The 25,755-nt window shown below is 62.4% G+C and carries 25 protein-coding genes and 1 pseudogene; 13 read left to right on the forward strand and 13 right to left on the reverse strand.

Annotated elements, in window-relative coordinates:
• Positions 1-152: 152 nt before the first annotated feature.
• Positions 153-1,004, forward strand: a complete 852-nt coding sequence (locus MKS85_RS01520) for a CAP domain-containing protein (RefSeq protein WP_047229130.1) — start codon at positions 153-155, stop codon at positions 1,002-1,004.
• 114 nt (positions 1,005-1,118) lie between these two features.
• Here the strand turns inward: MKS85_RS01520 and MKS85_RS01525 are convergent, their stop codons facing one another.
• Positions 1,119-1,997, reverse strand: a complete 879-nt coding sequence (locus MKS85_RS01525) for a LysR family transcriptional regulator (RefSeq protein WP_047229131.1) — start codon at positions 1,995-1,997, stop codon at positions 1,119-1,121.
• A 101-nt stretch (positions 1,998-2,098) separates the two neighbouring features.
• Here MKS85_RS01525 and MKS85_RS01530 point away from each other — a divergent pair, with 101 nt between their 5' ends.
• The 3 genes from MKS85_RS01530 to MKS85_RS01540 are packed head-to-tail and all read left to right on the forward strand — an operon-like array spanning position 2,099 to position 5,126.
• Positions 2,099-3,445 (forward strand): acyclic terpene utilization AtuA family protein, encoded by a 1,347-nt coding sequence (locus tag MKS85_RS01530; RefSeq protein ID WP_310662595.1) that lies wholly within the window; start codon positions 2,099-2,101, stop codon positions 3,443-3,445.
• Complete coding sequence (locus tag MKS85_RS01535) at positions 3,445-3,768, forward strand: hypothetical protein (RefSeq protein WP_171061361.1); 324 nt, start codon at positions 3,445-3,447, stop codon at positions 3,766-3,768. Before MKS85_RS01530 ends, MKS85_RS01535 begins: the two co-directional genes overlap by 1 nt.
• A gap of 50 nt (positions 3,769-3,818) precedes the next feature.
• Positions 3,819-5,126, forward strand: coding sequence for a CitMHS family transporter (locus tag MKS85_RS01540; RefSeq protein ID WP_047229134.1), 1,308 nt, complete (start codon positions 3,819-3,821; stop codon positions 5,124-5,126).
• Positions 5,127-5,149: 23 nt separating this feature from the next.
• Here the strand turns inward: MKS85_RS01540 and MKS85_RS01545 are convergent, their stop codons facing one another.
• Positions 5,150-6,043, reverse strand: a complete 894-nt coding sequence (locus MKS85_RS01545) for an NAD(P)/FAD-dependent oxidoreductase (RefSeq protein ID WP_173406933.1) — start codon at positions 6,041-6,043, stop codon at positions 5,150-5,152.
• Positions 6,044-6,190: 147 nt separating this feature from the next.
• Here MKS85_RS01545 and MKS85_RS01550 point away from each other — a divergent pair, with 147 nt between their 5' ends.
• Positions 6,191-6,625, forward strand: coding sequence for an Rrf2 family transcriptional regulator (locus tag MKS85_RS01550; RefSeq protein ID WP_047229136.1), 435 nt, complete (start codon positions 6,191-6,193; stop codon positions 6,623-6,625).
• A 106-nt stretch (positions 6,626-6,731) separates the two neighbouring features.
• On the opposite strand, the gene MKS85_RS01555 is transcribed toward MKS85_RS01550, so the two are convergent.
• From MKS85_RS01555 to MKS85_RS01570, 4 genes are all read right to left on the reverse strand, one after another.
• The gene (locus MKS85_RS01555) at positions 6,732-8,189 is read right to left on the reverse strand and encodes an amidase (protein WP_173406932.1); all 1,458 of its coding nucleotides are present in this window, start codon (positions 8,187-8,189) and stop codon (positions 6,732-6,734) included.
• A gap of 17 nt (positions 8,190-8,206) precedes the next feature.
• Positions 8,207-9,466 (reverse strand): MFS transporter, encoded by a 1,260-nt coding sequence (locus MKS85_RS01560; protein WP_310662596.1) that lies wholly within the window; start codon positions 9,464-9,466, stop codon positions 8,207-8,209.
• Positions 9,467-9,476: 10 nt separating this feature from the next.
• Complete coding sequence (locus tag MKS85_RS01565; RefSeq protein WP_076384567.1) at positions 9,477-10,409, reverse strand: transporter; 933 nt, start codon at positions 10,407-10,409, stop codon at positions 9,477-9,479.
• A gap of 69 nt (positions 10,410-10,478) precedes the next feature.
• On the reverse strand, positions 10,479-11,471 hold the full coding sequence (locus MKS85_RS01570) for a helix-turn-helix domain-containing protein (RefSeq protein ID WP_076384565.1): 993 nt from the start codon (positions 11,469-11,471) through the stop codon (positions 10,479-10,481).
• A 151-nt stretch (positions 11,472-11,622) separates the two neighbouring features.
• Here MKS85_RS01570 and MKS85_RS01575 point away from each other — a divergent pair, with 151 nt between their 5' ends.
• Positions 11,623-12,633, forward strand: coding sequence for a GlxA family transcriptional regulator (locus tag MKS85_RS01575; protein ID WP_409077998.1), 1,011 nt, complete (start codon positions 11,623-11,625; stop codon positions 12,631-12,633).
• Positions 12,634-12,658: 25 nt separating this feature from the next.
• On the opposite strand, the gene MKS85_RS01580 is transcribed toward MKS85_RS01575, so the two are convergent.
• Positions 12,659-13,600 carry a LysR substrate-binding domain-containing protein gene (locus tag MKS85_RS01580; protein ID WP_310662598.1) on the reverse strand — a complete coding sequence of 314 codons (942 nt, stop codon included), beginning with the start codon at positions 13,598-13,600 and terminating at the stop codon, positions 12,659-12,661.
• A gap of 460 nt (positions 13,601-14,060) precedes the next feature.
• Between MKS85_RS01580 and MKS85_RS01585 the strand changes: the two genes are divergently transcribed.
• The 5 genes from MKS85_RS01585 (at position 14,061) to MKS85_RS01605 (ending at position 19,203) form a co-directional block, all read left to right on the forward strand.
• A complete protein-coding gene (locus MKS85_RS01585; RefSeq protein ID WP_409077999.1) occupies positions 14,061-15,512 on the forward strand; it encodes a sensor histidine kinase in 1,452 nt (483 codons plus the stop codon).
• Positions 15,509-16,159, forward strand: a complete 651-nt coding sequence (locus MKS85_RS01590) for a response regulator transcription factor (RefSeq protein WP_310662599.1) — start codon at positions 15,509-15,511, stop codon at positions 16,157-16,159. The genes MKS85_RS01585 and MKS85_RS01590 overlap by 4 nt, the downstream gene beginning before the upstream one ends.
• Before the next feature lie 100 nt (positions 16,160-16,259).
• The gene (locus tag MKS85_RS01595; RefSeq protein ID WP_139050024.1) at positions 16,260-16,634 is read left to right on the forward strand and encodes a response regulator transcription factor; all 375 of its coding nucleotides are present in this window, start codon (positions 16,260-16,262) and stop codon (positions 16,632-16,634) included.
• Between the two features lie 244 nt (positions 16,635-16,878).
• A complete protein-coding gene (locus MKS85_RS01600) occupies positions 16,879-18,081 on the forward strand; it encodes an NAD(P)/FAD-dependent oxidoreductase (protein ID WP_076384561.1) in 1,203 nt (400 codons plus the stop codon).
• Between the two features lie 210 nt (positions 18,082-18,291).
• A complete protein-coding gene (locus MKS85_RS01605) occupies positions 18,292-19,203 on the forward strand; it encodes a LysR substrate-binding domain-containing protein (protein WP_076384559.1) in 912 nt (303 codons plus the stop codon).
• A 32-nt stretch (positions 19,204-19,235) separates the two neighbouring features.
• Here MKS85_RS01605 and MKS85_RS01610 read toward each other — a convergent pair whose 3' ends face one another.
• The 6 genes and pseudogenes from MKS85_RS01610 to MKS85_RS01635 all read right to left on the reverse strand — a co-directional run bounded on the left by MKS85_RS01610 (position 19,236) and on the right by MKS85_RS01635 (position 24,151).
• Entirely contained in the window at positions 19,236-20,276 is a 1,041-nt protein-coding gene (locus tag MKS85_RS01610) for an ABC transporter substrate-binding protein (protein WP_139050023.1), read from the reverse strand.
• A gap of 50 nt (positions 20,277-20,326) precedes the next feature.
• Positions 20,327-20,446, reverse strand: a pseudogene (locus MKS85_RS01615) (hypothetical protein); the annotation flags it as partial.
• A gap of 105 nt (positions 20,447-20,551) precedes the next feature.
• Positions 20,552-21,721: an acetylornithine deacetylase gene (gene argE, locus MKS85_RS01620; protein WP_310662600.1), complete on the reverse strand. Its 1,170-nt coding sequence runs from the start codon at positions 21,719-21,721 to the stop codon at positions 20,552-20,554.
• Complete coding sequence (locus tag MKS85_RS01625) at positions 21,714-22,388, reverse strand: DUF1028 domain-containing protein (protein WP_310662601.1); 675 nt, start codon at positions 22,386-22,388, stop codon at positions 21,714-21,716. Before MKS85_RS01625 ends, argE begins: the two co-directional genes overlap by 8 nt.
• A 12-nt stretch (positions 22,389-22,400) precedes the next feature.
• Positions 22,401-22,811 (reverse strand): RidA family protein, encoded by a 411-nt coding sequence (locus tag MKS85_RS01630; protein WP_003201555.1) that lies wholly within the window; start codon positions 22,809-22,811, stop codon positions 22,401-22,403.
• Entirely contained in the window at positions 22,811-24,151 is a 1,341-nt protein-coding gene (locus tag MKS85_RS01635) for an NAD(P)/FAD-dependent oxidoreductase (protein WP_310662602.1), read from the reverse strand. Before MKS85_RS01635 ends, MKS85_RS01630 begins: the two co-directional genes overlap by 1 nt.
• Before the next feature lie 429 nt (positions 24,152-24,580).
• On the opposite strand from MKS85_RS01635, the gene MKS85_RS01640 reads away from it, so the two are divergent.
• Together MKS85_RS01640 and MKS85_RS01645 are read left to right on the forward strand one after the other, a co-directional pair.
• Complete coding sequence (locus MKS85_RS01640) at positions 24,581-25,003, forward strand: nuclear transport factor 2 family protein (RefSeq protein WP_047229149.1); 423 nt, start codon at positions 24,581-24,583, stop codon at positions 25,001-25,003.
• Positions 25,000-25,755, forward strand: a complete 756-nt coding sequence (locus MKS85_RS01645) for an SDR family oxidoreductase (protein WP_047229150.1) — start codon at positions 25,000-25,002, stop codon at positions 25,753-25,755. Before MKS85_RS01640 ends, MKS85_RS01645 begins: the two co-directional genes overlap by 4 nt.

Raw genomic sequence — 25,755 nt, forward strand, 5'->3', positions numbered from 1 at the left:
ATTTGCCTGAAAATTGATCCCACTACTTGAGGATTGTCCCAAACGGTACCCAACGGTGCCGTTGCAAGGGATTTCAAGAGAGCGTGAATACCGTTGCCCCAGCCGGGCAAAAATTGCGCATCATAGGCGCCGTCCGCTCAAGGGAGATTTACATGCGTGCCATTTCATCCGTCATGCGTCTTATCGGGCTGTCGCTGGGGCTGGCCTTCGCCACCAGTGTCCTGGCCACCGAAGAGACGCAACTGGTCGAGTCCATCAACCTTTACCGCAGTCAGTCGCAAAGTTGTGCGGATCAGGCCTCTCTGGAGCTACCGCCGCTGGCCATGGATTCGCGGCTGATCCTGTCGGCCAACGGCATTGGTGACCTGCAGCAGGCGTTGGCCCGCACGGCCTACCCGATGGTCAACGTACAGGCCATCAGCCTGTCCGGGCCACGGGACGCGCAAGCCGCGATGAAGGCCGTGCAGGAAAGCTTCTGCCAGGTGGTGCTGGATCCACAGTTCGTCGACATCGGCGTCAGTCGCCTGGATCGCGAATGGCGCATCGTGTTGGCGCGCCCGCTATTGTCGGCGCGTCTGGGAGACTGGCAAGCCGAAGGTCAGAAGCTACTGAAGCTGATCAACAGTGCGCGTGCCCAACCGCGCCGCTGCGGCACCGAAGCCTTCACGGCGACGACGCCGCTGGCCTGGAACGCTACGTTGGCCCTGGCCGCCGTGAACCACACTCGGGCCATGGCCAACAACAACTTCTTTGACCACAAGGATCGCGACAGCCGCATGCCGGGCGACCGCGCCGAGTTGGCCGGTTACCTCGGCCAATTGATCGGTGAGAACATCGCCGCCGGACAGGATACGGCCCTCAAAGTGGTAGACGGCTGGCTGGCCAGCCCCGGTCATTGCGCCAATCTGATGAACCCGCAGTTCAAGGAACTGGGCGCCGGCTATGCGGTGGACCCGAAGAGCGATGCGGGGATATATTGGACAGCGATGTTTGGCACCCAATAGCGTTTGATCAGATCGCTTGGCACTGGCGGCAATCCCGCTATCGCGAGCAGGCTCGCTCCCACAAGGGTTCTACACACTGTGGGAGCGAGCCTGCTCGCGATGAGCATGGAACTGTCATTGCTGACGCAGCGTCTGCCGCAAATGCTGCATGAACTGGCTCAACGACGGCGACTGAGCCACTGGCTTGCGTTGCAACAGGCCGATCGAACGCTTTCCGGGCTGGTCGATGGCAATCACCGCGCATTGCTCGCCAATATTGAACACCGCCGTGCAACTGGCCGGCAGCAGGGAAAACCCCAACCCTTCGCGTACAAGCGCAGTGGCGGTACTCATGTGCGCCACCTCCCAAGCCGGCTCAGGCTCGACATTCAGGTAGCGCAACGCTGCGTCGGCCAAGGGCCGGATGCTCGTGTCGGGAGTCAGGGCAATGTAGGGCCTGCGTTTCCAGTCGTCCAGACTGTCGCGCTGATGATCCTTGTGGGTCAGCAACACCAGATTGTCATCCAACAGGCGCACGAAGCTCAGCCCGGACAGGTCGTCGGGTAACGAGGTAATACCCGCGTCCACCTCACCGCGCTGCACCCACCCCATGATCTCCCCGGCCCGACCATCCAGTACGCTCACCCTTACACCCGGGTGTTTGCGCTGGAACGAAGCGATGACCACAGGCAGGAACGAAGCGGCGGCCGTGGGCAGTGCCGCCAGGCGAAGGGAGCCACGACTCAGGCTGAGGGTGTCGCGGGCGTCCCGTACGGCATCGTCCATGTCCCTGAGCATGCGCCTGGCCTGGGGCAGAAAGTGTTCGCCGGCCAGCGTCAGCTCGACACTGCGGGTGTTACGCGCCAGCAACTGCAGACCCATGGTCTCCTCCAGTTTGCGGATGCTGTAGCTCAGCGCTGGCTGGGACAGGTGAAGCTGTTCAGCGGTGCGCGTGAAGCTTGAGGTTTCAGCGATCAGGATAAAGGCACGAAGCTGTCGGAAAGAAACGTTCATGGCCGTACTTATAAAGATAATGGATCAATTGATTCTACCTTTAAAATTCACAGAACAATCCATGGCCGCCACTATGGGCCATCCCATCAGTGGAAACGGACATGACAAAAACAATTCTCGTCGGATGCGGCGCCGGTTTTGCCAATGATCGCCCGGACGCCGCCTTGCGCCTGGCCCAGGACCTGGCGCAACGAAACGGCCAGCGCTACATCATGCTGGAGTTGCTGGCCGAACGGACGCTGGCCGAAGCGCAACTGCGCAGGGGCCTCGATCCTCAAGCCGGATACGCCTCTCGCCTGTTCGATTTCCTCGAGCCGATGCTGGATGTGTGTATCGACGCCGGCATCCCCATCATTACCAATGGGGGGGCAGCCAATCCCAGAGCCGCCGCGCAGCGCCTGCGAGCAACACTGGCAGGACGCTATCCGAGTTTGAAAATTGCCTGCGTACTGGGCGATGACCTGCTGGAAGAAACCACACCGCGCTTCAAGCAATGGCTGCCCGTGGACCCGGCAGACGTGGTTTCGGTCAACGTCTACACCGGTGCCGACGGCATTCATACGGCGCTGCAAGAAGGTGCCGGTATCGTGCTGTGCGGGCGAGTGGCCGACCCTTCGCTGGCGGTGGGCGCGATTCGCCACGGGCTGGGTTGGGCCGCCGACGATTGGCAGAAAATGGCCATCGCCACCGCGACCGGGCATTTGCTGGAGTGCTGCACCCAGGTCACCGGCGGGTACTTTGCCCACCCTGGGATCAAAGAGATCCCGGACCCGGCGAACCTCGGTTGCCCCATTGCCGAAATCCATGAGGATGGGCGTTTGATCATCGGCAAAACCCAGGGCTGCGGGGGCTGCGTCAGCGAGCAAACGGTCAAGGAACAATTGCTTTACGAGGTGCATGATCCGCGCCGCTACCTGACCCCGGACGTGGTGCTGGACCTGGGGCAGGCCCGCGTCCGGGACCTGGGTGAAGACCGCGTTGAGATCAGCGGCCTGCTGGGCCATCCGCGCCCCGATACGCTCAAGGGCCTGGCCGGTGTGCGTGGGCTCTGGTTCGGCGAGGCGGAAATTTCCTATGCCGGCCCCGGTGCCGTGGCCCGTGCCGCCCTGGCCCGGGAAATTCTACTGCAACGTTTTGACCGATTGGCGCCAGGCGTACAGCCCTGGATCGATTTGTCGGGTGTCGCCAGTCTGTTCAATGATCACGGTGGCCGCTATCTGCAACAACGACTGGCCCTGGCGCCGGCCCTTGATGATGTGCGTGTGCGCGTCGGCCTGACCCATACCGACCAGGCAATGGTTCAGACGCTGTTGGCCGAGGTGGAATCGCTATACACCAACGGTCCGGCCGGCGGTGGCGGCGTGCGCCGGCACCTCGCTGAAGCCGTCACCACCCGCAGCTTCCTGCTGCCGCGCAGCGAAATCCACACGACCCTGGAGTGGTACTGATGAACCTGGTCACCCTCGCCGACTTCGCCCACGCTCGTGCCGGAGACAAAGGCAATATCCTCAGCATTGCGGTATTCCCCCTCGATCCGGCGCACTACCCATGGTTGCTGCGCGAACTGACCTGCGAACGAGTCGCCGAACAATTCGCCACGCGCCGGCCTGCCAAGGTGCATCGCTACGAACTGCCGAACCTGCATGCGCTGAATTTCGTCCTCGAAGACGCCCTGGAAGGCGGCGTAAACCTCAGTTGCGGCCTTGATCGCCACGGCAAGAGTTTGAGTTATCTGCTGCTGTCCCTGCGCCTGCCCCAACCACAGGGCTGAAGGACTCACGCGCCCGTACCGTCGACAACAATAAAAAGAGAGGCTGCACCATGATTACAACGTTGGGTTTTTTGATGATGCTGGTCATCATCGGGCTGATATTGCTGCGCAGGATCAGCCCCGTCGTCGCCTTCACCACCCTCCCCGTCGCCGCTTGCCTGCTGGCCGGTTTCAACCCCGGACAGATCGGCGAGTTCATCAAGGCCGGGCTGATCACCGTGGCGCCCACCGCCGCGCTGTTTCTGTTTGCCATTCTGTTCTTCGGGATCATGCGTGATCGCGGGCTGTTCGACCCGCTGGTCAACCTGCTGATCCGCAGTACCGGTGGCAAGCCGCTGGCTGTGGCGCTGGTCACGGTGCTGGTGACGTCAGTGGTGCATCTGGACGGGGTGGGCGCCGCGACATTTTTGCTGACCATTCCGGCGCTGTTGCCGTTGTACAAGCGTCTGAACATGAGCCCGGCCATGCTGTTGTGCCTGGTGGGCACCACCGCCGGGGTCATCAACATGGTGCCTTGGGGTGGCACCACCGCTCGGGCTGCCGCAGTTTCCGGGCTGGACGCCACGGAGCTTTGGCTAGGTTTGCTGCCGGTGCAGTTGGTGGGGCTGGTCTGCATGTTGCTGGTGGCCACCGTGCTGGGCTCGCGAGCCCAGCGTCGCCGGCCAATGTCACTGGGAGCGGCCGCCAGCGTCGATCTGGACAGTCTGTCCACCGAAGGTCGCGAGTTCGGCCTCTCGCCCCGCAACCTGCGGTACTGGCTGAACGTGGCCCTGACCGGCGCGATCCTGGCTTGCCTGTTCACCGGTATCTTTCCGCTCTATGCCTGTTTCATGGTGGGATTGGGCATTGCCCTGCCGCTGAACTTCCCGTCCCTGGATGCCCAGGCCGAACGTCTCAAGGCCCACGCATCCGATGCCCTGCAAATGGTGCTGGTGATGATGGCCGCCGCCGTGTTGCTGGGGGTGCTGTCCGGGGCAAAAATGTCCGACGGCATGGCCTTGGCGCTGATCGACTTTCTGCCTGGCGGATCCGCTCAGTACCTGCATGTGATCGTCGGATTCTTTGGCGTTCCCCTGGGGATGATCTTTTCGCCGGACGCCTACTACTTTGCCCTGTTGCCGGTGATCAGGGATGTGGCCGCCGCCGCGGGCGTTCCCCTGGAAGCGGTGGCCCGGGCCATGCTGATCGGTGAAAACACCGGTTTCTCCATCAGCCCGGTGGTGCCCAGCGTGTACCTGGCCCTGGCGTTGTCCGGCGTCGAGTTGCGCAAACACATGGCCTACACCTTTTTCTGGGCCTGGGGCGTCAGCCTGGTGATGCTCGCCTTCGCCGTGGCGACCGGGGCGGTACAGGTTTAGGGTTCAGCGCGGGGATCGGGTTTTCAGTGTGCGCCGAAGATCAACGATCGGTGCACGCCCGATCCCGCCCGCACACCATCGCCCACCGACAGTGCCACCGAGCCGAACGGCATGGCCGCATCACCACAGGCAAACACTCCCGGCACGCTGGTTTCGCGGGTCATGTCAGTCTGGATGAAGGCACCGAGCGGGCCGTCCTCGAACTCACACCCCAGAGATGCGGCCAACGAGCTGCCCACGCGGGTACGGGGCAAGACGAACAGACCATCGATGGCAACCACGCGCCCCCCTTCCAGGACCACATTGGCCCGCTCGCCTTCAATGCGTTCGACCGGTTCGGCTACCAGCGTCACCCCACGTAGTTCCAGGCTGGCCCGCTGCTCCGGGTCGGGCTCGAATACGCCATTGGTGAAGAACGTCGTCGGCCCCCAGTCGGGAAGCATCAAGGCGTGGTGCAGCGACATTGGCGACGTCGCCAGCACGCCTATCGGCCCTTGGTCCAACTCATAGCCGTGGCAGTAAGGACAGTGGAAAACGCTTTTGCCCCAGCGCTCAGCCAGGCCTTGCACCGCCGGCAAATCATCGACCACTCCGGTGGCCAGCAGCAGGCGTTGGGCTTGGAAATGTTGCCCACGGGCAGTTTCCAGGGTGAAGCCGCCCTCCTCCTTGCGCGCCTGGACCACGGTGTCCGACACCCACTCCACCGTCGGATAAGCCATGAGCTGGGCGCGGGCATCCTCGGCGATGTCAGCGGGTGCGCGGCCATCCTGGCCAAGAAACCCATGGGAAGTCGCGGCGAACCGGTTACGGCGTTGCCCCCCATCGATCACCAGCACCTTTCGCCGAGCCCGTGCCAGTTGAAGTCCTGCCGACATACCCGCGTAGCTGCCGCCTGTAATGATGACGTCGTAGCCCATGATCTTTCTCCAAGGGTGGTTTTCGAAGGACCGCTAAAGTCTCGACACATCGTAAGTTCCTTGAAAAGCGCCTGTCAACGATCTCGTAACTTTTGCAATTACAGGCGATACTCCACCCCGTCTCAACCACAGAACAACGCCGTTACCATGAGAAACGACACGCGCCTGTCCCGCATGCTTCATGTACTCATCCACATGGACCGTCACCAGCAATCCGCCACCTCCGACACCATCGCGCAGATGCTCGGCACCAACCCAGTGGTGGTGCGCCGGACCATGGCGCTGCTCAAGGAACAGGGCTATGTCACGTCAGAGAAAGGCCATCGCGGCGGCTGGACGTTGAGCAAATCCCTGGCAGAGATGACCCTGCTCGACATCCATCAGGCCTTGGGTAGCACGTCGATTTTTGCCATCGGCCTGTCCACCGATCACCCGCAGTGCCTGGTGGAACAAGCGGTGAATGCGGCGCTGACGGATGCGTTCGATGAGGCTCAGGCGTTGCTGCTCAAGCGTTTGGGCAGCATCACTCTGGCGCAGTTAGCGGAGGATTTTGATCAGCGTTTTAGGGAGGGGCACGGCTGAGTGGTGGGAAGCGGGCCTGATCAGGCATCGAGATCGGCATTCCATCGACGCTGGATGTGCCGTGCTTGGAACCGGCCCGCTTCACTTTATTGAGACATCGCCGTCTTCAACGACGACAGGCGTTCACCGCAGGCACCCGGCCACGCCACGGCTGGGCGCGTTCCAATTGCGCGGCCAGGGCCAGCAGGGTGCTTTCTTCGCCAAAGCGACCGGCGAAGTGCGCGCCCATCGGCAGGCCGTTGCTGCTCCAGGACAACGGCACGGACATCGCCGGCTGACCGCTGGCATTGAACAGCGCGGTGAATGGCGAGTAGCTGTGGTAACGCTCCAGCAGTTGATCGAGGCTCATGCACACGTCCTCAACGTCCAGCTCGCCAATCGGTACCGGTTCACGGGTCAGGACCGGGGTGAGGATCAGGTCGTAATCGTGCATGAACGTCGCCAGTTGCCGGCCCAGGGTATGAATCCACTCCACTGCAGCCGCGTACTGGGCGCCGCTGACGTTGCCCTTGTCCCGCAGGATGATCCGGGTGCGCACCTCCAGCTCCTCGGCCTGTACCGCGAACCCGCGCATCTGGCCCAACAGGTCAACGTAATGGCGAGTGCTTGCGCCGATGATGGTGAAGACCTGATCGAGAAACTCCGGTAATACCACCGGCAGGTTTACTGGTTCGACACGGTGGCCGAGGGACTCACACAACCGCGCCGCCTCGCCTACGGCCTGCAGGCTCTGTGGCGATGTTGGCCAGGGACCGAGTTGCTCCACCAGGGCAATGCGCAACGGTTGCGGATCGCGCTGCAACGCCGTCACATAGGGCAACGTCTGGACCGGCGCGGCATAGGGCGCTCCCAGGTCCATTCCGGCGGTGGCGTCCAACAGCGCGGCGCTGTCGCGCACCGACAAGGTGATCGCATGGGGCGTGCCCATCCCCGCCCAACCCTCGCCGATCATCGGCCCGGACGGCAGCAGGCCGCGGCTTGGCTTGAACCCGAAGACGCCACAGCAAGAGGCCGGCACGCGCAACGACCCGCCGCCATCGTTGCCGTGGGCGAACGGCACGACCCGGGCCGCCACCAGCGCTGCCGCGCCACCGCTGGAACCACCGGCGCTATGCCGGGTGCTCCAAGGGTTTCGGGTGGCGCCAAACCGTGAAGATTCGGTGGAGTACGACGTGCCAAACTCCGGTGAAGTGCTGGTGCCCATTACCTGACACCCCGCACGGCGCAAGCGGGTGACGACTTCGGATTCGAAATCCGCGCGAAAATCGCCCAATGAGCGTGAACCGTTGGTCATTGCCGCCCCCGCAACGGGCGAAAACAGGTCCTTGATCAACGTCGGCACGCCCGCCAACAGACCTTGCCCGACCTCAGGCGTGTCGGCCGCTTCCCGCGCCGAATCGTATAACCGCTCGGCCACCGCGTTGAGCTGCGGTTCGACCCGTTCAAGACGTTCGATGGCCGCCTCCAGCAGTTCGCCGGGGCGGATCTCGCCGCGCCTGACCCACTCGGCCAGTGCGCTGGCGTCTTCGTTGTCCATCAAGTGATGGATGTCTTGCATGCCCATGCTTCAGATTCCTTGTTTCATGACGATTGACGGGAGCCGAGAGTGGTCGCCTGACCATGGCCTCGAGTACGCAGACCGACAGCGATCCACAGCAGCGCGGCGGCAAAACTGGCGACTGCCAGCCATTGGATCGACTGGCGCAGATCGCTGGCGAAGGCGCCCACAGAGGCCACCACCAGCGGACTGACGAACTGGCCGATATACAGAAACGAGGTGAACCCACCCAGGCCACGGCGGCGGGTGCTGGCAGTCAAGGCATTCATCACGGGAGCCATCACGTTGGGCACCAGCAATCCGGAACCCAGGCCCTGAATGAAGACCGCCACCAGCACGGCGTTGTAGCTCTGGGCGCGCATCAGCAGCCAGAGCCCAAGCCCTATCAGACTCAGCAACAGCGCGTTGCAACCGGCAATGCCGAAGCGACGGCGCAGCAAGGGCCACATCAACGAACCGCCCAGGGTCGCCAGCAGGCTCAAGCCTGCCGCCATGCCGATCAGTGTGCTGGAGGCGATGCCCAGGCTGACCAACAGCGTCGGCGCCTGGATCGGCACGACGAAGGTCAGCACCATGCCGCCCAGAATCATCAGGTAACCGATCACCAGCGACCGTACCGCGACCTTGGCCGGACCCGATTCGTCCGCTTGCTGCTCGGCCCTTGGTCGCTTGGCCATCGACGGCTCCCACAGCACCTTCATCATGGCGGGCACCAGCAACAATGGCAGCAGGTACAAAAGGAACGGCGAGCGCCACGAATGCTCCCCGAGCGCCCCACCCACCACAAAAAACAGCGCTCCCACCAGGCCGATGGTCACCACTTGCCGGTTGACGTAGCGCAAGCGCTCTTCGCCGTGCCAGTAGTCAGCAATGAGGGCCGCGCAGCAGGTCATCACCGCCGCCTCGGCGCAGCCGAACAGCAGCCGGGTGCCGACAATCGCCGGCAGGTTATCGAGCATCGCCGGCAGCGCGCCGAGCACTGCGTAGAGCAACGTGGCAATCACCAGCAGCGCCTTGCGCCCGACCCGGTCCGCCAGCCAACCGGCCAACGGCGCGCACAGGGCAATGGTCAGGGCCGGCCCGGTGATCGCCAGCGGCACCAGCAGATCGGCCCGCGGCTCCATGGGACCGAATTCGGCGCCCAAACGGGGCAAGATGGGGGCGACCATCACCGAGCCCATGATGGTCAGGCTGCTGCCGAGCATCAGCACCAGCCCTTCACGCCGACCCGTGGCCTGGCGTGACGGGGCTGCGGCCGTTGAAATGGAACTTGATTGGTTCATGGGAGCCCCTTTAGAAACTGTGAGAAATGCGCAGTGCCGTGGTGTAGCCCTCGGCACGGTTACGCGCGTCGAACTCCTTGTAGACGTGCAGCCATACCGGCGGCATACCGGGCTTGAAGTAGCTCACCGCCGGCCCGACGGCCATCACCCGGGCGCGATTGCCCGATTGCAGCCCTGGCGCATCGTCATCGCTGAACTGGCGGTAGTAATAACCGCCCACGCCCACGGTCCAGGGCCCGACGTGTTGGCCCACCGCGAATTCGTGGCGGTACTCGACGCCGCTCTTGTAATCAGTGGCCGGGTTGCGTGTGTTGATGTCGACTTCGAAACTGGAAGACACTTCGAAGCCGCTGTCGGAGATGTAAGTGGCGTTGAGGATCGGCGAAAAGGTCCAGTGGTTGAGCCCCGGTGAAATCAGCCGGTTCTTGTCATAGTCGCCAGTCGGTGCCTGGATCTGGAACTGAGTGTTGACGAACAGGTTGGGCGATAGGGTCCACTGCAGGATCAGCGGCAACAACTGGATGTCGGCCATGCGAAACGGATCGGCCGCAAGGTCCAGCGGACCGATAGGCGTCTGCACCTGTACCGAAGCGTCCATCTGGAAGAACGGCACCACGGCGCCGAAGCCATATTTGGCGCCCAGCACGGTGTAATCGGTCATGCGCATATAGGCGACGCCGATGGACAGCACATCCAGAGAGAAATTGTTGTCCACGGACTTGCCGTGGCGGTCCTTCTGCACGTTGGCCGAATAGAACGCGGTGCGCAGGCCGACGGTGCCAAAGGGCGTGGCCGGCGGCATCATGCCCGCGCCGAAATCATAGACCCCGACCGCCGTGGTCGGCGCGCCGTTTTCGGTGCCATGGGCAGCGCCCCCCATACCGATCAGCCCCAAGGTCAACCAAGTACAGCGCCAGGCGTTTGCTTTTTTATTTTGATTCATCGAATGCCCCTCCAACCCTGTGGTGTTGGGGTCATCCTAGGGAGCCGGCCGGTCAGCCGTTATCCGTTTTCAGCACAGATGCGTGCGACGCAGGGTTTGGGAAGGTGTCTCGCCGAACAGCACCCGATAATCGCTGGAAAAGCGGCTCAAGTGCCAGAAGCCCCAACGTGCCGCCACCTCCTGGACGCCCAGGGCCTGATCCCCGTTGCGCAGTTCACGACGCACGGCATTGAGGCGCAACGCCCGTAAATAGGCCACGGGATTGATACCCAGGGTTTCCTGGAAGCAATACTGCAGTTTGCGTCGGCTGGCCCCGATGTGGTTGCACAGGTCGAGGATCGACAGCGGCTCATCGACATGGGCCAAGGCGTACTCCCGGGCGCGGTCGACCATGCGCTTGCGCGCCGTGGGATTGAGCGGCGGAGCCTCGTCCGGTGCCACCAGTTCCAGTATGTGCAGCATCACCGTGTCACGCAGGCCACGACGAATCGACTCGTAACCCAGCAACGAGTCACGCCCCTGCTCGCCCCCTTCAAGCTCATCGAATAACGCCGCAAGCTCGGCGGGCAGCGTCGAGTTGCCGAGACGGTAACACTTGGGAAGATCGGTAATTCGAAAGCGGCTGCCTTGACGTTCCAGCACATGCTCCAACGCCTGCTCGTCGATGGCGACACCGAGCAGATCCAGATGTTGGGGCGTGCGCAGCTCGGGCAGGTTATGCCCACGGGCGACCAACAGGCTGGGCTCGACAATCGGGTGCCCGGAGCAAAAGACCGGCCCGTCCGCACTCAGCGGCACGCTGAAGGTGATGGCGCCCTCCCAAGCCGTGCCTTGCTTGGTCAGGGCCTGATTAGAGCGGTCGCGCACCAGTTGCATCCACTCCGAGCGGAACTCGATCAACTCGCCGTCGAAGCGCCCGGGGGTCAACTGGTCGTAGCAAACCTGCCAACCGCCCATGTTCCGGGCGTGCTCGTCGATGTCTGTGGTGCGGAACCGATTGATCGGCAGCATCGGCAGTCCCTCCGACGAGACCGCTGGCTGCGCCATGTTGTCATTGTTCATTGACCCGACCTTTGATGATTCCAGGGCTTATGGATCAAAGCTCAGGCAAGTTCCATTCCGCTGGGTAGGCCATTCGTTCAATTGTGCCGAAAACGGATAGACTCTTTCACCGGCCCTGACAAACACCCCGCGCGAAACGATCATGAACGAGATGACCCTGGATGTCGGCCTCGCCGCCGAGTCCATTTCCCAACCGCGCACCCTGGTATTCCTGGCCTATCCGCAGATGGGCTTGCTGGACCTGACCGGCGCCCAAACAGTGTTCTGGGCCGCCACCAAGGCCATGACCGAACGCGGCCTGCCCGGCTACGCCATGCACACCGCCAGTCTGGCAGGCGGATTGATGCAAAGCGCCGAAGGCCTGGTCGTGGATACCCGTGCCCTGAGGGAGCTCGACGGGACGCTCATCGATACGCTGATCGTCCCCGGCGCACCGGACATTCGGCAGGCGATGATCGACTGTGTCGACCTGGTGCAATGGCTGCGCATTGCCTCGGTCCAGGCCAGGCGCACCGCATCGGTGTGCAGCGGCACTTTCCTCATGGCCCAGGCCGGCTTGCTGGACGGACGCCGGGCCGCCACCCATTGGGCCATGTGCGAGATGCTCAAGAGTGGTTTCCCGTCGGTTGAGGTGGATCTTGATGCGATCTTCATCCAGCAGGACAACGTCTGGACCTCGGCCGGTGTCAGCGCGGGCATCGACATGGCCTTGGCATTGGTCGAAGCCGATTGCGGTCGCGACGTGGCCCTGCAGGTGGCCCGTGAGCTGGTGGTGTTTCTCAAACGCCCCGGCGGGCAGGCGCAGTTCAGCCAACTGTTGCAATTGCAGATGCAGGAGAGCGCTGGCTTCGATGAACTGCACGTGTGGATTTGCGCACACCTGGACGACAACAACCTCACCGTCGAGCGACTGGCCCGCCAGGCCAGGATGAGCCCGCGCAATTTTGCCCGGGTCTACAAACGCCAGACCGGCCGCACCCCGGCCAAAGCCATCGAGATGTTCCGCCTTGAGGCGGCGCGGCGAATGCTGGAAGACTCTCAGCGCAACATCGACCAGATCGCCCGCGCCTGCGGTTTCGGTGACGAGGAACGAATGCGTCACACATTTCAGCGTCACCTGTCGATTTCCCCCCGCGAGTATCGCAGCCGGTTTTCCCGTTAAGCGCGAAACTTGCGCTACTGGCCTGTCAGGCCACTTTCCAGGATCGCGCCTGCGAGTCGCCCTGCTCAGCCAGGAGTGCGCTGCAACGGGAGCGCAGCCAACGCTCCCCCGGATCATTGTGCGAAGCACCGCGCCAGACCATGGAAAGCTCGTGCTGGGGCAAGCAGATCGGGGCCGCTTGAGCCCGCATGCCAGCCACCACGGCCATCGCCAGGGCAACGTAATCCGGCACGATAGCAATCATGTCGCTCCCGGCCAACAGCACGGGCAAGGCGCTGAACTGCGGCACGGTCAACACCACCCGGCGCTGTCGGCCCATCAGGCATAACGCACGGTCCGAATCATCGATGACATTGCCCATGGACGACACGACGGCATGGGGCCGACGGCAGAATTCATCCAGGGTCAGTTCGCCGGGCTGCGAATCGGCGCGCAGCAGCATCGGTCGAATCGGCCGCAGCGTCTTGCGCCGGGCATTGGCCGGCAGCTCCAGGGTCGGGCTGATGCCCAGGGATATCTCGCCGCTGGCCAACAGCTGGGACACCTGCCATTGATCGGCCCGGCGCACCACCAAGGTGGTGCCCGGTGCCTCGACCCGCAGGCGCCGCAACAACTCCGGCAGCAGTGCGTACTCGACGTCATCGCAAAGGCCGATATGGAAGGTCGCCTCGCTGGTGGCTGGCTCGAACGCCTGGCAGCGGCTCAAGGCTGCGGCGATGCCGTCCAGCGCCGGTGATAGATTGGAGAAGATTTCCCGCGCCCGGGAGGTCGGTTCCATCAACCGCCCCGAACGGATGAACAAGGGATCATCGAACATCAACCGCAGGCGTGCCAGGGCACTGCTGATCGTTGGCTGGCCGAGGAACAGCTTTTCGCTGACGCGGGTCACGTTTCGCTCGTGCATCATGGTTTCGAAGACCACCAGCAAATTGATGTCAGCACGACGCAGGTCATTTCTGTTCATCATCGTCGTCGCCCCAGGCGCCAGGCCATTGAGTCAGGAGTGGACAAGATCATCGCCTGCGCCCTCCATCAAGGCCTACGGCGACGAGGTGTTGAAAGCGTAATCCCCGAGGCAAGCCAGTGTCTGTTGTACGTGGGGACACTCACCCCACCCTTTGGGCAACATCATCGATACTTCGGTATATACCAAGCCCTGTGGCGAACACTGCCTTTGTGGCGAGGGGATAAATCCCCTCGCCACAAATAAAGTATTGGCACGGCCTGGCGGAATTTCAGGGTTTTATGTCCTACCTCAGCCCAAGCGGCGCTTCTAAGATACGAACCGATGCTCTGTCCCCCGACATCCCAGAGCGAGACCACGTAAAAACAAAAGGTCTGCCAGCGTGCCCCTACCCTCCGCGATGCTCAAGAACGTCTATGACAGCCTGCGATACGCCCCATGCCAGAAGGGGCCGCGACTGTCGATGGGAATCAGTACCCATCCGCTGGTCAACGCCCTCGGCTGGTTGGTAGGCCTGGTGGTGGCTTGCGGGATTGTCATCATCAACTCCGAGACCCATTCCGACCTGGCGCCGACCTTGCTGTACATCACCTTGTTATTGATGGCGGCCAACCTGTTCTCCATCAATCTGGTGATCACCGTCGCGCTGATGTGCATGGGCTTGCTCACCGCGATGTTCTTGTACAACGGCGGCTATCACCGCTGGGAATCGACCACCGGTTTCTTTCGCTGCCTGACCGCATTGTCCGCCATTGCGTTCCTGGCGCTGCGCAGCAAGCAGGCTTCCGACAGCCTGCGGCACAACGAGGCTTACCTGATCGGCGCCCAGCGCCTGAGCCAGACCGGCAGCGTGGGCTTTCGCGGCGATCGCCAAGCGTTGACCTGGTCGCAGGAGTCGGCACGGATTTTCGAGTACTCGCCCAACAAGACACCGACGGTGTCGATGATGCTGGCGCGCACTCACCCTGAAGACCTGGAGTTGGCACGCGGGGTTTTCCAACAGGCCGCCGCTGGTGAACCGCAGATCGAGGTCAAGCTGCGCCTGCTGATGCCTGATGGGCGCATCAAGCACATCCACATGATCGCCAGCCCCCTGCTCGTCCAGCATGGCCGTTTCCAGTACTTGGGCGCGCTCATGGACGTCACCGCCAGCAAGCAGGCCGAAGACGCATTGTTCCGCGCCCAGAGCCAATTGGCCCACGTCACGCGCTTGACCTCCCTGGGGGAAATGGCCGCGTCCATCGCCCACGAGGTCAATCAGCCACTGACGGCCATCACCAGCAGTGGCGAGGCCTGCCGCCGCTGGCTCAAACGTCCGGAGCCCGATCTCGGGGAAGCCCTGGATTGCCTCGACCGAATCGTCGCCAACGGCTGTCGCGCCAGCGAGGTCATCAGCGGTATCAGAGCGCTGTCGCGCAAATGCGACCCGGTGCGACAGCCCGAGCCGCTGGACGACATCGTCCGCGAGACCCTGAACCTGGTCCAGCAGCAACTGGCTCATCATAAAGTCCGGGCGAAGGTGGAGCTGGCAGCGACCGACAGCCAGGTCAGCGCAGACCGGGTGCAACTGCAGCAAGTGATCATTAACCTGATCATCAATGCCTGTCACGCCATGGACGCAGTCAAGGTACACGAACGAACCCTGCACATACGCACCTGGATGGAGGATGACGAAGTGCTGCTGGAGGTGACTGACCACGGAACCGGCATTGCCCCCGAGGTCCTGCCGTCCTTGTTCAATGCGTTTTTTACCACCAAGGAAAACGGTCTGGGCATGGGCCTTTCCATCTGCCGGTCCATCATCGACTTCCATGACGGCAGGATCTGGGCGACCAGCGAGGCCGGCCAAGGCACCTCATTCAGGTTCGCGCTGCCGCGGCTCACTTGCACCGCTGTGTCGGGGAGCGGGCAATGAACGCCATGCAGCCCACGAAACCGGTCCTCGGCAGCGAGCCCATCGTTTATATCGTTGACGACGACGCACCGCTGCGCCAAGCCCTCGGCAGCCTCCTGCGCTCCATCGGCCTGCAGGTGCATCTGTTCGATTCGGTCGCACAGTTCATGAACCATTCCAGGCCCGACCTGCCCAGTTGCCTGGTTCTGGATGTACGGCTGCAAGGCACCAGCGGCCTGGAGTGCCAACGGGCGCTGGTCGCGGCCAACGTCCATCTGCCCATCGTGTTCATGACCGGCCACGGTGACATCGCCATGACCGTGCGGGCGATGAAGGCCGGTGCCGTGGATTTCCTCGCCAAGCCGTTTCGCGAACAAGACCTGATCGACGCCGTGACCGCCGCCCATCAACAGGACTGTCGGCGACGCGACGCCGAACGCAGCCATCAGCAAGTGCTTGACCGTTACACTACATTGACCCCGCGCGAGCAACAGGTCATGGCGCTGGCGGCGTCAGGCCTGATGAACAAGCAGATCGCCGGGGAACTGGGCTTGAGCGAAATCACGGTCAAGATTCACCGCGGCCAAGCCATGCGCAAAATGTGCGCAGGCTCGTTTGCCGATCTGGTCCGCATGGCCCAGGTGCTGGAATGGCGCGGCGAGCAGTAGAAAGTTCATACACACGTATACTTGGCGGGACTATTGGACGGCGTATCTTGCAGTGATACAGGCGCCTTTATGGCTACCTGATATCACCCCAGGTATCGACATGTCCAATACCGCAACTATTTCAATTGTTGATGATGACGAGTCAGTTCGAATTGCACTGGATGGCTTGTTACGTTCCCACGGATATCGGGTTACAACATACGCGGGCGCCTTGGACTTTTTATCTTCTTGTGAACTTGAAAACACAGCGTGCCTGATATCGGATATTCAAATGCCTGGCATGACCGGTATTCAGATGTACGATCGACTGTCGACCCTGGGCATTCATATCCCGATCATTTTCATTAGCGGATACCCTGGCGTGCCACCCCGTGTCAGCGCCGGGGCGCCCGAGCCGGTGGCGTTTTTCCCGAAGCCCTTCGACTGCGCTCAATTGATCGCCTGCATCGAATCGGTAGTTGGCCGGCCTTCCTGATGCCGCGCCATCGTCGCGACCTCATACCTTTGTATAGATCCCCCCTACCCAGGCATAGGCCGGATGACCTTATGTAGAAGTGTTAAACACAGGCCCTGCCAATAAGCTTCCCTACAGCGAACTGAAATTGAATGTGCTCGATGGCAACTCATTGCAGCCAGGCGCTTTTGGAGTAGTTCGCGACACGGTCACGCTGAAACAGTTAAACAATTCAACGTATCGATTTTGTCTTCGGGAGCTCATCATGAAACAACATATTCTGGTTGTTGGCGCAGGTTTCGGCGGGGTCTGGAGTGCATTGAGCGCCGCCCGGCTGCTGGACCAACACGATCGTAATGACGTGCAGATCAGCGTCCTGGCCCCCCAGGCTGAGCTGCGCATCCGTCCTCGTTTCTATGAGCCGGACGTCCACACCATGGCCGCCCCGCTGGGTGGCCTGTTCGACGCGGTGGGCGTGAAATTCGTACAAGGTTCGGCGAGCCGTATCGATGTCGACAACAAACAGGTTGGCTACGTGGATGTGTTCGGCACCGAGGGCAGCCTGGGCTACGACCGCCTGGTGCTCGCGGCGGGCAGCCAACTGGTCCGCCCAGACCTTGAAGGCATGATCGAGCATGCCTTCGACGTTGATGAAATCGAACAGGCAACCCGCCTCGAAGCCCATATCAAGTCCCTGAAAAATCTTCCGGACAGCCCGGCCCGCAACACCGTGGTGGTGGCCGGCGGAGGCTTTACCGGGATCGAAACCGCCACCGAAATGCCGGCACGCCTGCGCGCGGTCCTGGGTGAAGACGCTAACATCCGGGTCATCGTGGTGGATCGCGGGTCGCAGATCGGCGCAGCGTTGGGCGACGGCATTCGTCCGTCCATTGTCCAAGCGTCCGAGCATCTGGGTATCGAGTGGATCGTCAACGACTCGGTCGAATCGGTGGATGCCGGTGGCGTCACCCTGTCGAGCGGCCAGCGTATCGAGTCCCATACTGTGATCTGGACCGTGGGGTTCCGCGCCAGTCCGTTGACCCAACAGATACCCGGCACTCGCGATCGCCAGGGTCGCCTGCACGTCGATGCCAACCTGAAAGTCCTGGGCCAGAACGACATATTTGCCACCGGCGACGTGGCCTATGCCGCCACCGACACCCTGGGTAACTACGCGGCCATGTCCTGCCAGCACGCCATCGCCCTGGGCCGCTATGCCGGCAACAACGTCGCGGCCGACTTGTTGGGCGTCGCGCCGATGGCCTACAGCCAACCCAAGTACGTGACCTGTCTGGACCTGGGTGCCTGGGGCGCGGTGTATACCGAGGGTTGGGATCGCCAGCTCAAGTTGGTCGGGCAGGAAGCCAAGGAGCTCAAGACCCAGATCAACACCGTGTGGATCTATCCGCCCGCGGCTGATCGCGCGACCGCCCTGGCCGCCGCCGACCCGTTGATCCCGGTGGCCTGAGTCAGTTTCCGACCCCGGCCAGTCCCTCCTTTCTGCGCCGGTCTTTCCCAGACGCCTGCCGATGATGCTTGGGCAGGCGTTTTTTTCAGGCGCTCGTCCCCAAGCCAGCCTGAATATCGTCACTGCCCAGTAAAATCCGTCGCAATGCCCGCCCACTGCCCTCTGTGCACAAGGTAAGGTAGGCAAAAATCATCCGGATCGAGGTGTGCCGTGGCGTCCTATTCCTTGCGTCAGCTGAAGTACTTCGTCACCACCGTCGAATGTGGCAGCGTCGCCGAAGCCTCCCGCAAGCTGTACATCGCCCAGCCCTCGATTGCGACCGCCGTCAAAGGGCTGGAAGACAGTTTTGGCGTGCAGTTGCTCATCCGTCACCACGCCCAGGGTGTGTCGCTAACCCCCAGCGGCGCTCGCTTCTATCGCAAAGCCCAGGAACTGCTGCGCATGGCGCGAGAGTTCGAGCAGAACGCGCTGGCCGACAACGACGTGGTCAGCGGTCAGATCGACATCGGTTGCTTCGAGACTGTCGCGCCGCTGTACTTGCCACGATTGATCGCCGGTTTTCGCCAGCGTTACCCAGGTGTGGAGATCCGTCTACAGGACGGCGAGCAACAGGAACTGGTGCAAGGTTTGACGGGGGGGCGTTTCGATCTGGCGATTTTTTATGAGCACGACCTCGACGGCACCATCGAGACCGAGGCGCTGATGGCGCCGCAACAACCTTACGCGCTGCTGCCGGCGGAGCACCGCTTTGCCAGCCAGGCTCAGGTGTCCCTGCGCGATCTGGCGCTGGAGCCGATGATTCTGTTGGACGTGCAACCCAGCCGGACCTATTTTGTGAGCATATTCGAGGAGTTGGGCCTGACACCGAACATTGTATTCAGCTCACCCTCGATCGAAATGGTGCGCGGCATGGTCGGGCAATCGTTCGGCTTTGCGCTGCTGGTAACCCGGCCACATTCCACCTGCACCTACGATGGGCAGCAAGTGGTGTGCGTCAACATCGCCGAGGACGTCACCGGTTCGGCCCTGGTGGCAGGATGGCTCAAGCGCGCGCACTTGACCAAACCTGCGCAGTTATTTGTGGATTACTGCAAAGAGCAGTTCAAACAATGGCTGGCCTGAGCCAACCATTGAAGGCGTATGAAACGTTGTGACTAGCGAGCGGCCCAGGCGTTGAAGCGCTGCTCCAGTTCCTCACCATGGTCAACCCAGAACTCGGCATCCACGGCCCGGGCTTCGGCCAGGTTGGCCTCGGCGGTAGGCAACTGCTCCTGGACCGCTCCAGGCAACAACGCCAGCGCCTTGCGATGCACCGGCCCATAAGGGATGTTTTCCGAGAACACCTTCTGCGCCTGCGGCTGGCTGGCAAAGGCAATGAATTGCTCGGCCAGGACCTTGTTCGGCGTGCCCTTGACCACCGCCCAGTACTCCGGGTCATACAGGCTTTGCGGCCAGACGATACTCAGCTTCATGCCTTCCTTTTGCGCCGAAGCGATACGACCGTTGTAGGCAGCGCTCATCGCCACGTCCCCCGCCACTAGCCACTGTGCCGGTTGCGCACCGGCCTCCCACCACTGGATGTTCGGCTTGATCTGATCCAGCTTGGCGAACGCCCGCGACACGCCTTCGGGGGTGTTGAGCACCTTGTACAACTCCTGCGCCTCGACCCCGTCGGCCAGCAAGGCAATTTCCAGGGTGTACTTGGCCCCCTTGCGCAACCCGCGCTTGCCCGGGTATTCGGTGACGTTCCAGAAATCCGCCCAGGACTTGGGGGCCTTGGCCAACTTGCTCTGGTCATAGGCCAGGACCATCGACCAGACATACGTGGCCACGCCACATTCGGTGAGTGTTCCCGGCACAAAATTCGCCGGATCACCCAAGGCGCTCAAATCGAGCCTTTCGAACAGGCCCTCCTCACAACCGCGCAACAGCTCGGGGCTTTCGACTTCGACCACATCCCAACTGGTGTGGCCGGCCGCGACCATGGCCTTGATCTTCGATAACTCGCCATTGTATTCGCCGGCGACAATGCTTCCTGCACCGCTGGCGTTGAAGGGTTGGAAGTAGGCCTTGTCCTGGGCCTGCTTGGTGGCGCCACCAAAGGAGATCACGGTGAGGCTCTGTGGCGCGGCCAGGACGCTGCTACTCAGCAGCACCAGGGCACACGCGATATTGCAACGCAAGGATCTGGACATGAAGCGGTTCCTCGAAAGGCCGGCTCGCCCGCACGAGCCGGCGACGGGACTCAGAGGCGACCGTAAGCGCGGGCGGTGCGATCTACAGCAATACGGGTCTTGTCGACCAGTTCGTTGATGTCGGCATGGCTGGCTACCAGCGCCGGGGCCATGATCATCCGGCCCAGAGTGCCGGCCTCACGAGGCAGGCCGTCAATCAGGGCGTTATCCTTCAGGCGCCGTTGCGCGGCCCGGGTTTTCCAAACATTGAAATCGTTCACCGCAAATTCCTTGTCTCAGAAGTCGTTGGGTTCGCTGAGATGGCTCGCCAGGCGATCCATCAATCGGTCGCAGGCCGCCATCTGTTCAACGCTCACGTATTCATCGGCTTTGTGCCCCTGATCCATGCTGCCGGGGCCGCAGACCACCGCCGGGATTCCGGCCTGATCAAACAGGCCGCCTTCGGTGCCGAATGCCACGGTGCTGAAGGCATCACTGCCGCACAGCTCGGCCACCAGACGCGCAGCGGCGCTGTCAGGTCGGGTTGCCAGGCCCGGGTAGGCGGACAGTGGTTCAAACCGGATCGCGGTGTCGCCCTGCACGGCCCGCATCGCCGGCAGCAACGCCTGCTCGGCGTAATCGCGCAATTGCTCGACGACGACTTCTGGGGCGAAATCCGGCAAGGCGCGCACTTCGAAATCGAAGCGGCAATCGGCCGGGACGATGTTTAACGCGGTACCGCCCTGGATCACGCCCACCTGCACCGTGGAGTACGCCGGATCGAAGCGCGCATCGTGCTGTGAAGGTTCGGCCAGATTCGCGCCGATCTCCCCCAACCGACCGATCAGGCGCGCTGCCTGCTCGATGGCGTTCACCCCGTAGGGCGCATAAGCCGAATGACAGGCCGCCCCTTTGACATGGCAACGCATCGCCAACTTGCCCTTGTGGCCCAACACCGGTTGGAGTTGGGTGGGCTCGCCGATCAGGCACAACGCAGGCTGGGGAATGCGTTGCGCCAGCACTTGCAGCAGACTGCGCACGCCCAGGCAACCGACCTCTTCGTCATAGGAGAACGCCAGATGCACGGGCCGGCGAAGCGGGCTGGCGAGGAACATCGGCACCGCCGCCAGCACTGAAGCCAAATAGCCTTTCATGTCGGCGGTGCCCCGGCCGTACAGCTTGCCGCCGACCTCGCTCAGGCAAAACGGATCGACCGTCCAGTGCTGTCCGTCCACCGGCACTACATCGGTATGACCGGACAGCACGACCCCACCGGGCACCGCTGGGCCGATGCTCGCCAGCAGGTTGGCCTTGGTCCGCTCGGGGTTGTAGATCAGTTCGCAACTCACGCCCAGATCGTGGAGGTAGCCACGCACGAACTCGATCAGCGCCAGGTTCGACTCGCGACTGACCGTGGCAAAGCCCACGAGGCTGGCGAGCAGTGCGCGGCTGCGCAGCTCACTCATCACCCGGCACTCCGTAGCTGGGGGCCAGGGTCGGATCGAGGGCGCGGGTCAGGTAGTCCTGCAGTTGCGGTTGATAGGCCAGCCACAGTTTTTCCAGCTCACCAATGGGGTTTTCCTCGGCCCAGTCGACACGCAAATCGACGATCGGCCAGGTGAGTTCATCCACCACCGACAGCGCCGCAGAATGCACCGCTCCGGCTTCACCACCTGCGCTCTGCCCGGCCTGCAACGCACTCAGCAGGCGCGCGGCAAGGCAACCTTCGCTGTGTTCGAATGCGGCAACCATGGCGTCGATCACGTCCACACTGGCCAGCAGATTGCCGGCCGCCACGCATTGCTCACCGGCCAGCGCGCGATGGGTGCCCAAGGCGTGGCTGCCGCTGAAAATCGCCGTGCGCCCGTGGGCATCCACCACCGCCACTTGGCGGTACTGGCTGTAGCCATTGCGCGCCAGGGCGCGGTCGACAGCCTCTTGGGCGGCCAGGCCGCCGGCCAGTTCGTCGAGGATCTGCGGACCCAGGGCCGGCAGCGTGATGTTCTGGCTCGACACCGCGCCGACACCGGCCCGCAACCAGGGGCAACGGGCGCCGACGGCAATACTCGAGGAACTGATGGCGATGCCCAACTGGCCCGTCTCGGCGCAGCGCCCGACAATGGAAAAAGTCATGCTCCACTCTCCTTATTCGGGGATCACTGCGATCACGTCGATTTCCATCAGCCATTGCGGTTGGCCGAGGGCGCTGACCACCAGTCCGGTGGAAATCGGAAACACCCCTTTGAGCCATTTGCCCACCTCCTGGTACACCGGCTCGCGATAGCGCGGGTCGATCAGGTAAGTGGTGGTCTTGACGATGTGGCTCAGGTCGCTGCCGGCCTCTTCCAGCAATTGCTTGACGTTGCGCATGGCCTGTTCAGCCTGGGCACGCGGATCGCCCAGACCTACCAACTGGCCGTTGAAATCAGTGCCAACCTGACCGCGCACGTAGACGGTATTGCCGGCGCGCACGGCCTGGCACAAGTCGTTGTCCAGCGTCTGGTTGGGATAGGTGTCTTTGGTGTTGAACATGCGGATGCGAGTGTGGGTAGGCATCAACGGACTCCCATGAGGCTGGTTTTCGAACTGTTCGAATCGCTATCGAGCGCCGGGGCTTGAACGTCGTCGTTCTGGCGCTGCGAAGCGTCTCGATAGTTGAGATAGGTATGCTGTTTCACGATGTGGTCAGCGATATGCCGGGCGTCGTGCCACACGCCCCAGATGAACGCCGACCCGCGCCGTGACAGCCAGGGCAGGCCGACGAAATACACACCCGGTTCGCTGGAAACACCCCGCTGGTGCCGTGGCTTGCCGTTAGCGTCCAGCGCGTCGACCTTCAGCCAGCTGTAATCCACCGAGTAGCCAGTGGCCCAGATCACGGTGGTCACCCCAGCGTCCACCAGATCCAGTTCCAGGATCGGATGGGTCAGGCAGTGCGGGTCAGGCAACAGCCGGCGGGCTTCTGGCTCCGGCGGCAGGTCCAGGCCGTTGCGGGCAATGTAGGCATCGGCGGCATCCAGCAGCGCCAGGTAGTTTTCATCGCCACGGGCAATGTTTTCGGCAAGGTTGGGTTCAAACGTCACGACGCTACCGTTGAACGACTTCGTCAGGCCCACCAGGGTGATGCCCTCATGGGCCAGCCTGCGAAAGTCCACTGTATGGCCGCCGCGGGCACCGCTCACGGCGATGGTCACATGCTCCCTGCCCGGCTGGACGGCCTCCGCATCCCACTCGCCGAGCACACCCAGCCACCAGCAGAAATCCCGGTTGCGATAGGCCCGTGGCGGGCGATCATGGGCGCCCACCGAGAGGTAGACCTGCTTGCCAGCGCGCTGTAACTCATCGGCGATCTGTACCCCCGACGAGCCCGCCCCGACCACCAGCACAGCGCCGTCGGCCAGCTGCCGGGGATTGCGGTATTGGGCGGAGTGCATCTGGGTGACTTGCGCCATATCCGCGGCGATAGGTGGAATCACCGGCCGTTGAAAGGGCCCGGTGGCGACCACCACGTGGATGGCCTCGATCGGGCCCTCGCTGGTTTCAATGCTGAAGCCTGGGCGGCCGACATTACGCTGTACCTCTCTGACTTCCACACCGGTGCGGATCGGTGCGTTGATTGTATTGGCATAGGTTTGGAAGTAATCGGCCACTTGATCCTTGGTGGCGAAGGCATCAGGGTCGAGCCCCTGGAATTGCAGCCCCGGAAAGCGGTCATGCCAGGCCGGGCCGTTAGCCACCAGCGAATCCCAACGCGCGGTGCGCCAGGCCTCGGCAATGCGGTTGCGCTCCACCACAAGATGAGGCACTCCCTGGCGACTCAAATGTTCACTCATGGCCACGCCGGCCTGGCCGGCGCCTATAACAAGCGTATCTATCTGTAGTGTCTCAACGGGCATGTCTGTGCACTTCCGGCAGTGGGATGGTTCAGGCCGGCATGACGCCGCCTCGGGTTTGGATTTTTTGTAGTTCTGCGTTTGCGACGATCGACAAGAGGTGTCGAAGCGATTCTGTCGGCAGGCGGGAATTTGCGAAACGAGGGTTTTTATCGTTGCAGGCAAGGAAAAAACTGCTGTATCGCCTACGCCCTGGACGATGCGTCTTTGCGCCAGGCCTGCGAGGCGATTCGTGGTTTCTGCAACGTACTTGACTGACATTCAGCCGTTGCACTGAACCAGCCGAGCCCGATCATGACCGGGCTCGTTCAGCAGTAAAGTTATACAAATTTACAAATACCTATACAAAACACTTTAAAACGTACAATTCGTGCAGTAGGCTTCGAAAACTTGTACAGGAATAACTACCTGTACAATAATTCGGAGCCTGACATGTCTGCCTACCTCCAGCGTTTTGCCCGCGCCTTCGCCGAGCTGGACGCCAGTCACCTGGCCGAGCTCGATACCCTCTACAGCGCTGACATTAAGTTCCAGGACCCATTGCATCGGATCGAAGGCCTGCCTGCCCTGCGCAACTACTTCGCGCAGATGTATGCCAACGTCGATCAGGTGCGCTACGACTTTCATGGCTTTGATGAGGTCGGCCCCGGCGAGGGCTATCTACGCTGGACGCTGCATTACAGCCACCCACGTCTGGCCGGCGGCGCACTTATCTCCCTGCAAGGCTGCAGTTATTTGCGCTGGAACGAACGGGTCTACCTGCACCAGGACTTCTTCGACGCGGGTGCCCTGCTCTACGAGCACCTTCCACTGTTTGGCTCGGTGATCGGCTGGCTGAAGCGGAGGCTGGCATGAGTCGCATCTGGTTGACCGGCGCCAGTAGCGGTATCGGTGCAGCATTGGCCTCGCAGCTTCTTGAGCAAGGACACCGTCTGGCGCTGAGTGCGCGCCAGGTCGCACCCCTTCAAGCGTTAGCGACTCGCTATGAGGATCAGGTCCTGGTGCTGCCGGGAGACCTGACCGATCCAGCGCAAGTGGCCGATATCTGCCGGACCATCGACGCTCGATGGGGGGCGCTGGACCTGGTGATTCTCAATGCCGGAACCTGCGAATACCTGGAGCCTGGGCACTTCGACACGCGACTGGTCGAACGGGTATTGACCACCAACCTGCTGGGCACCAGCCACTGCCTGGAAGCCGCCCTGCCCTTGCTGCGCAGAGGCCAACGCCCGCATTTGGTGGGGGTGTGCAGCGCAGTGACCTGGCTGGCTTTGCCGCGTGCCGGCGCGTATGGCGCGTCCAAGGCGGCGCTGCGTTATTTGTTTGAGTCGTTGCGCATCGATCTGGCCGCCGAGGGTATCGATGTCACCTTGGTAAGCCCCGGTTTCGTCGACACCCCGCTGACCCGCCGCAATGACTTTCCGATGCCCATGCGCTGGTCGGCCCAGCGCGCAGCGCGGCATATCACCCAGCGCCTGCCCGCGCGACCGCTGGACATCGCTTTTCCATGGTTTTTCACCTTCGTCCTGCGTTCGCTCGGACGCTTGCCCGCCCGTTGGCGCCTGGCCCTTGGCCGGCGTCTGGCACGCTCTTCCCAGGAGTCTTGA

The sequence above is a fragment of the Pseudomonas sp. JL2 genome (assembly GCF_031570495.1).
GTDB classification, from domain to species: domain Bacteria; phylum Pseudomonadota; class Gammaproteobacteria; order Pseudomonadales; family Pseudomonadaceae; genus Aquipseudomonas; species Aquipseudomonas rhizophila.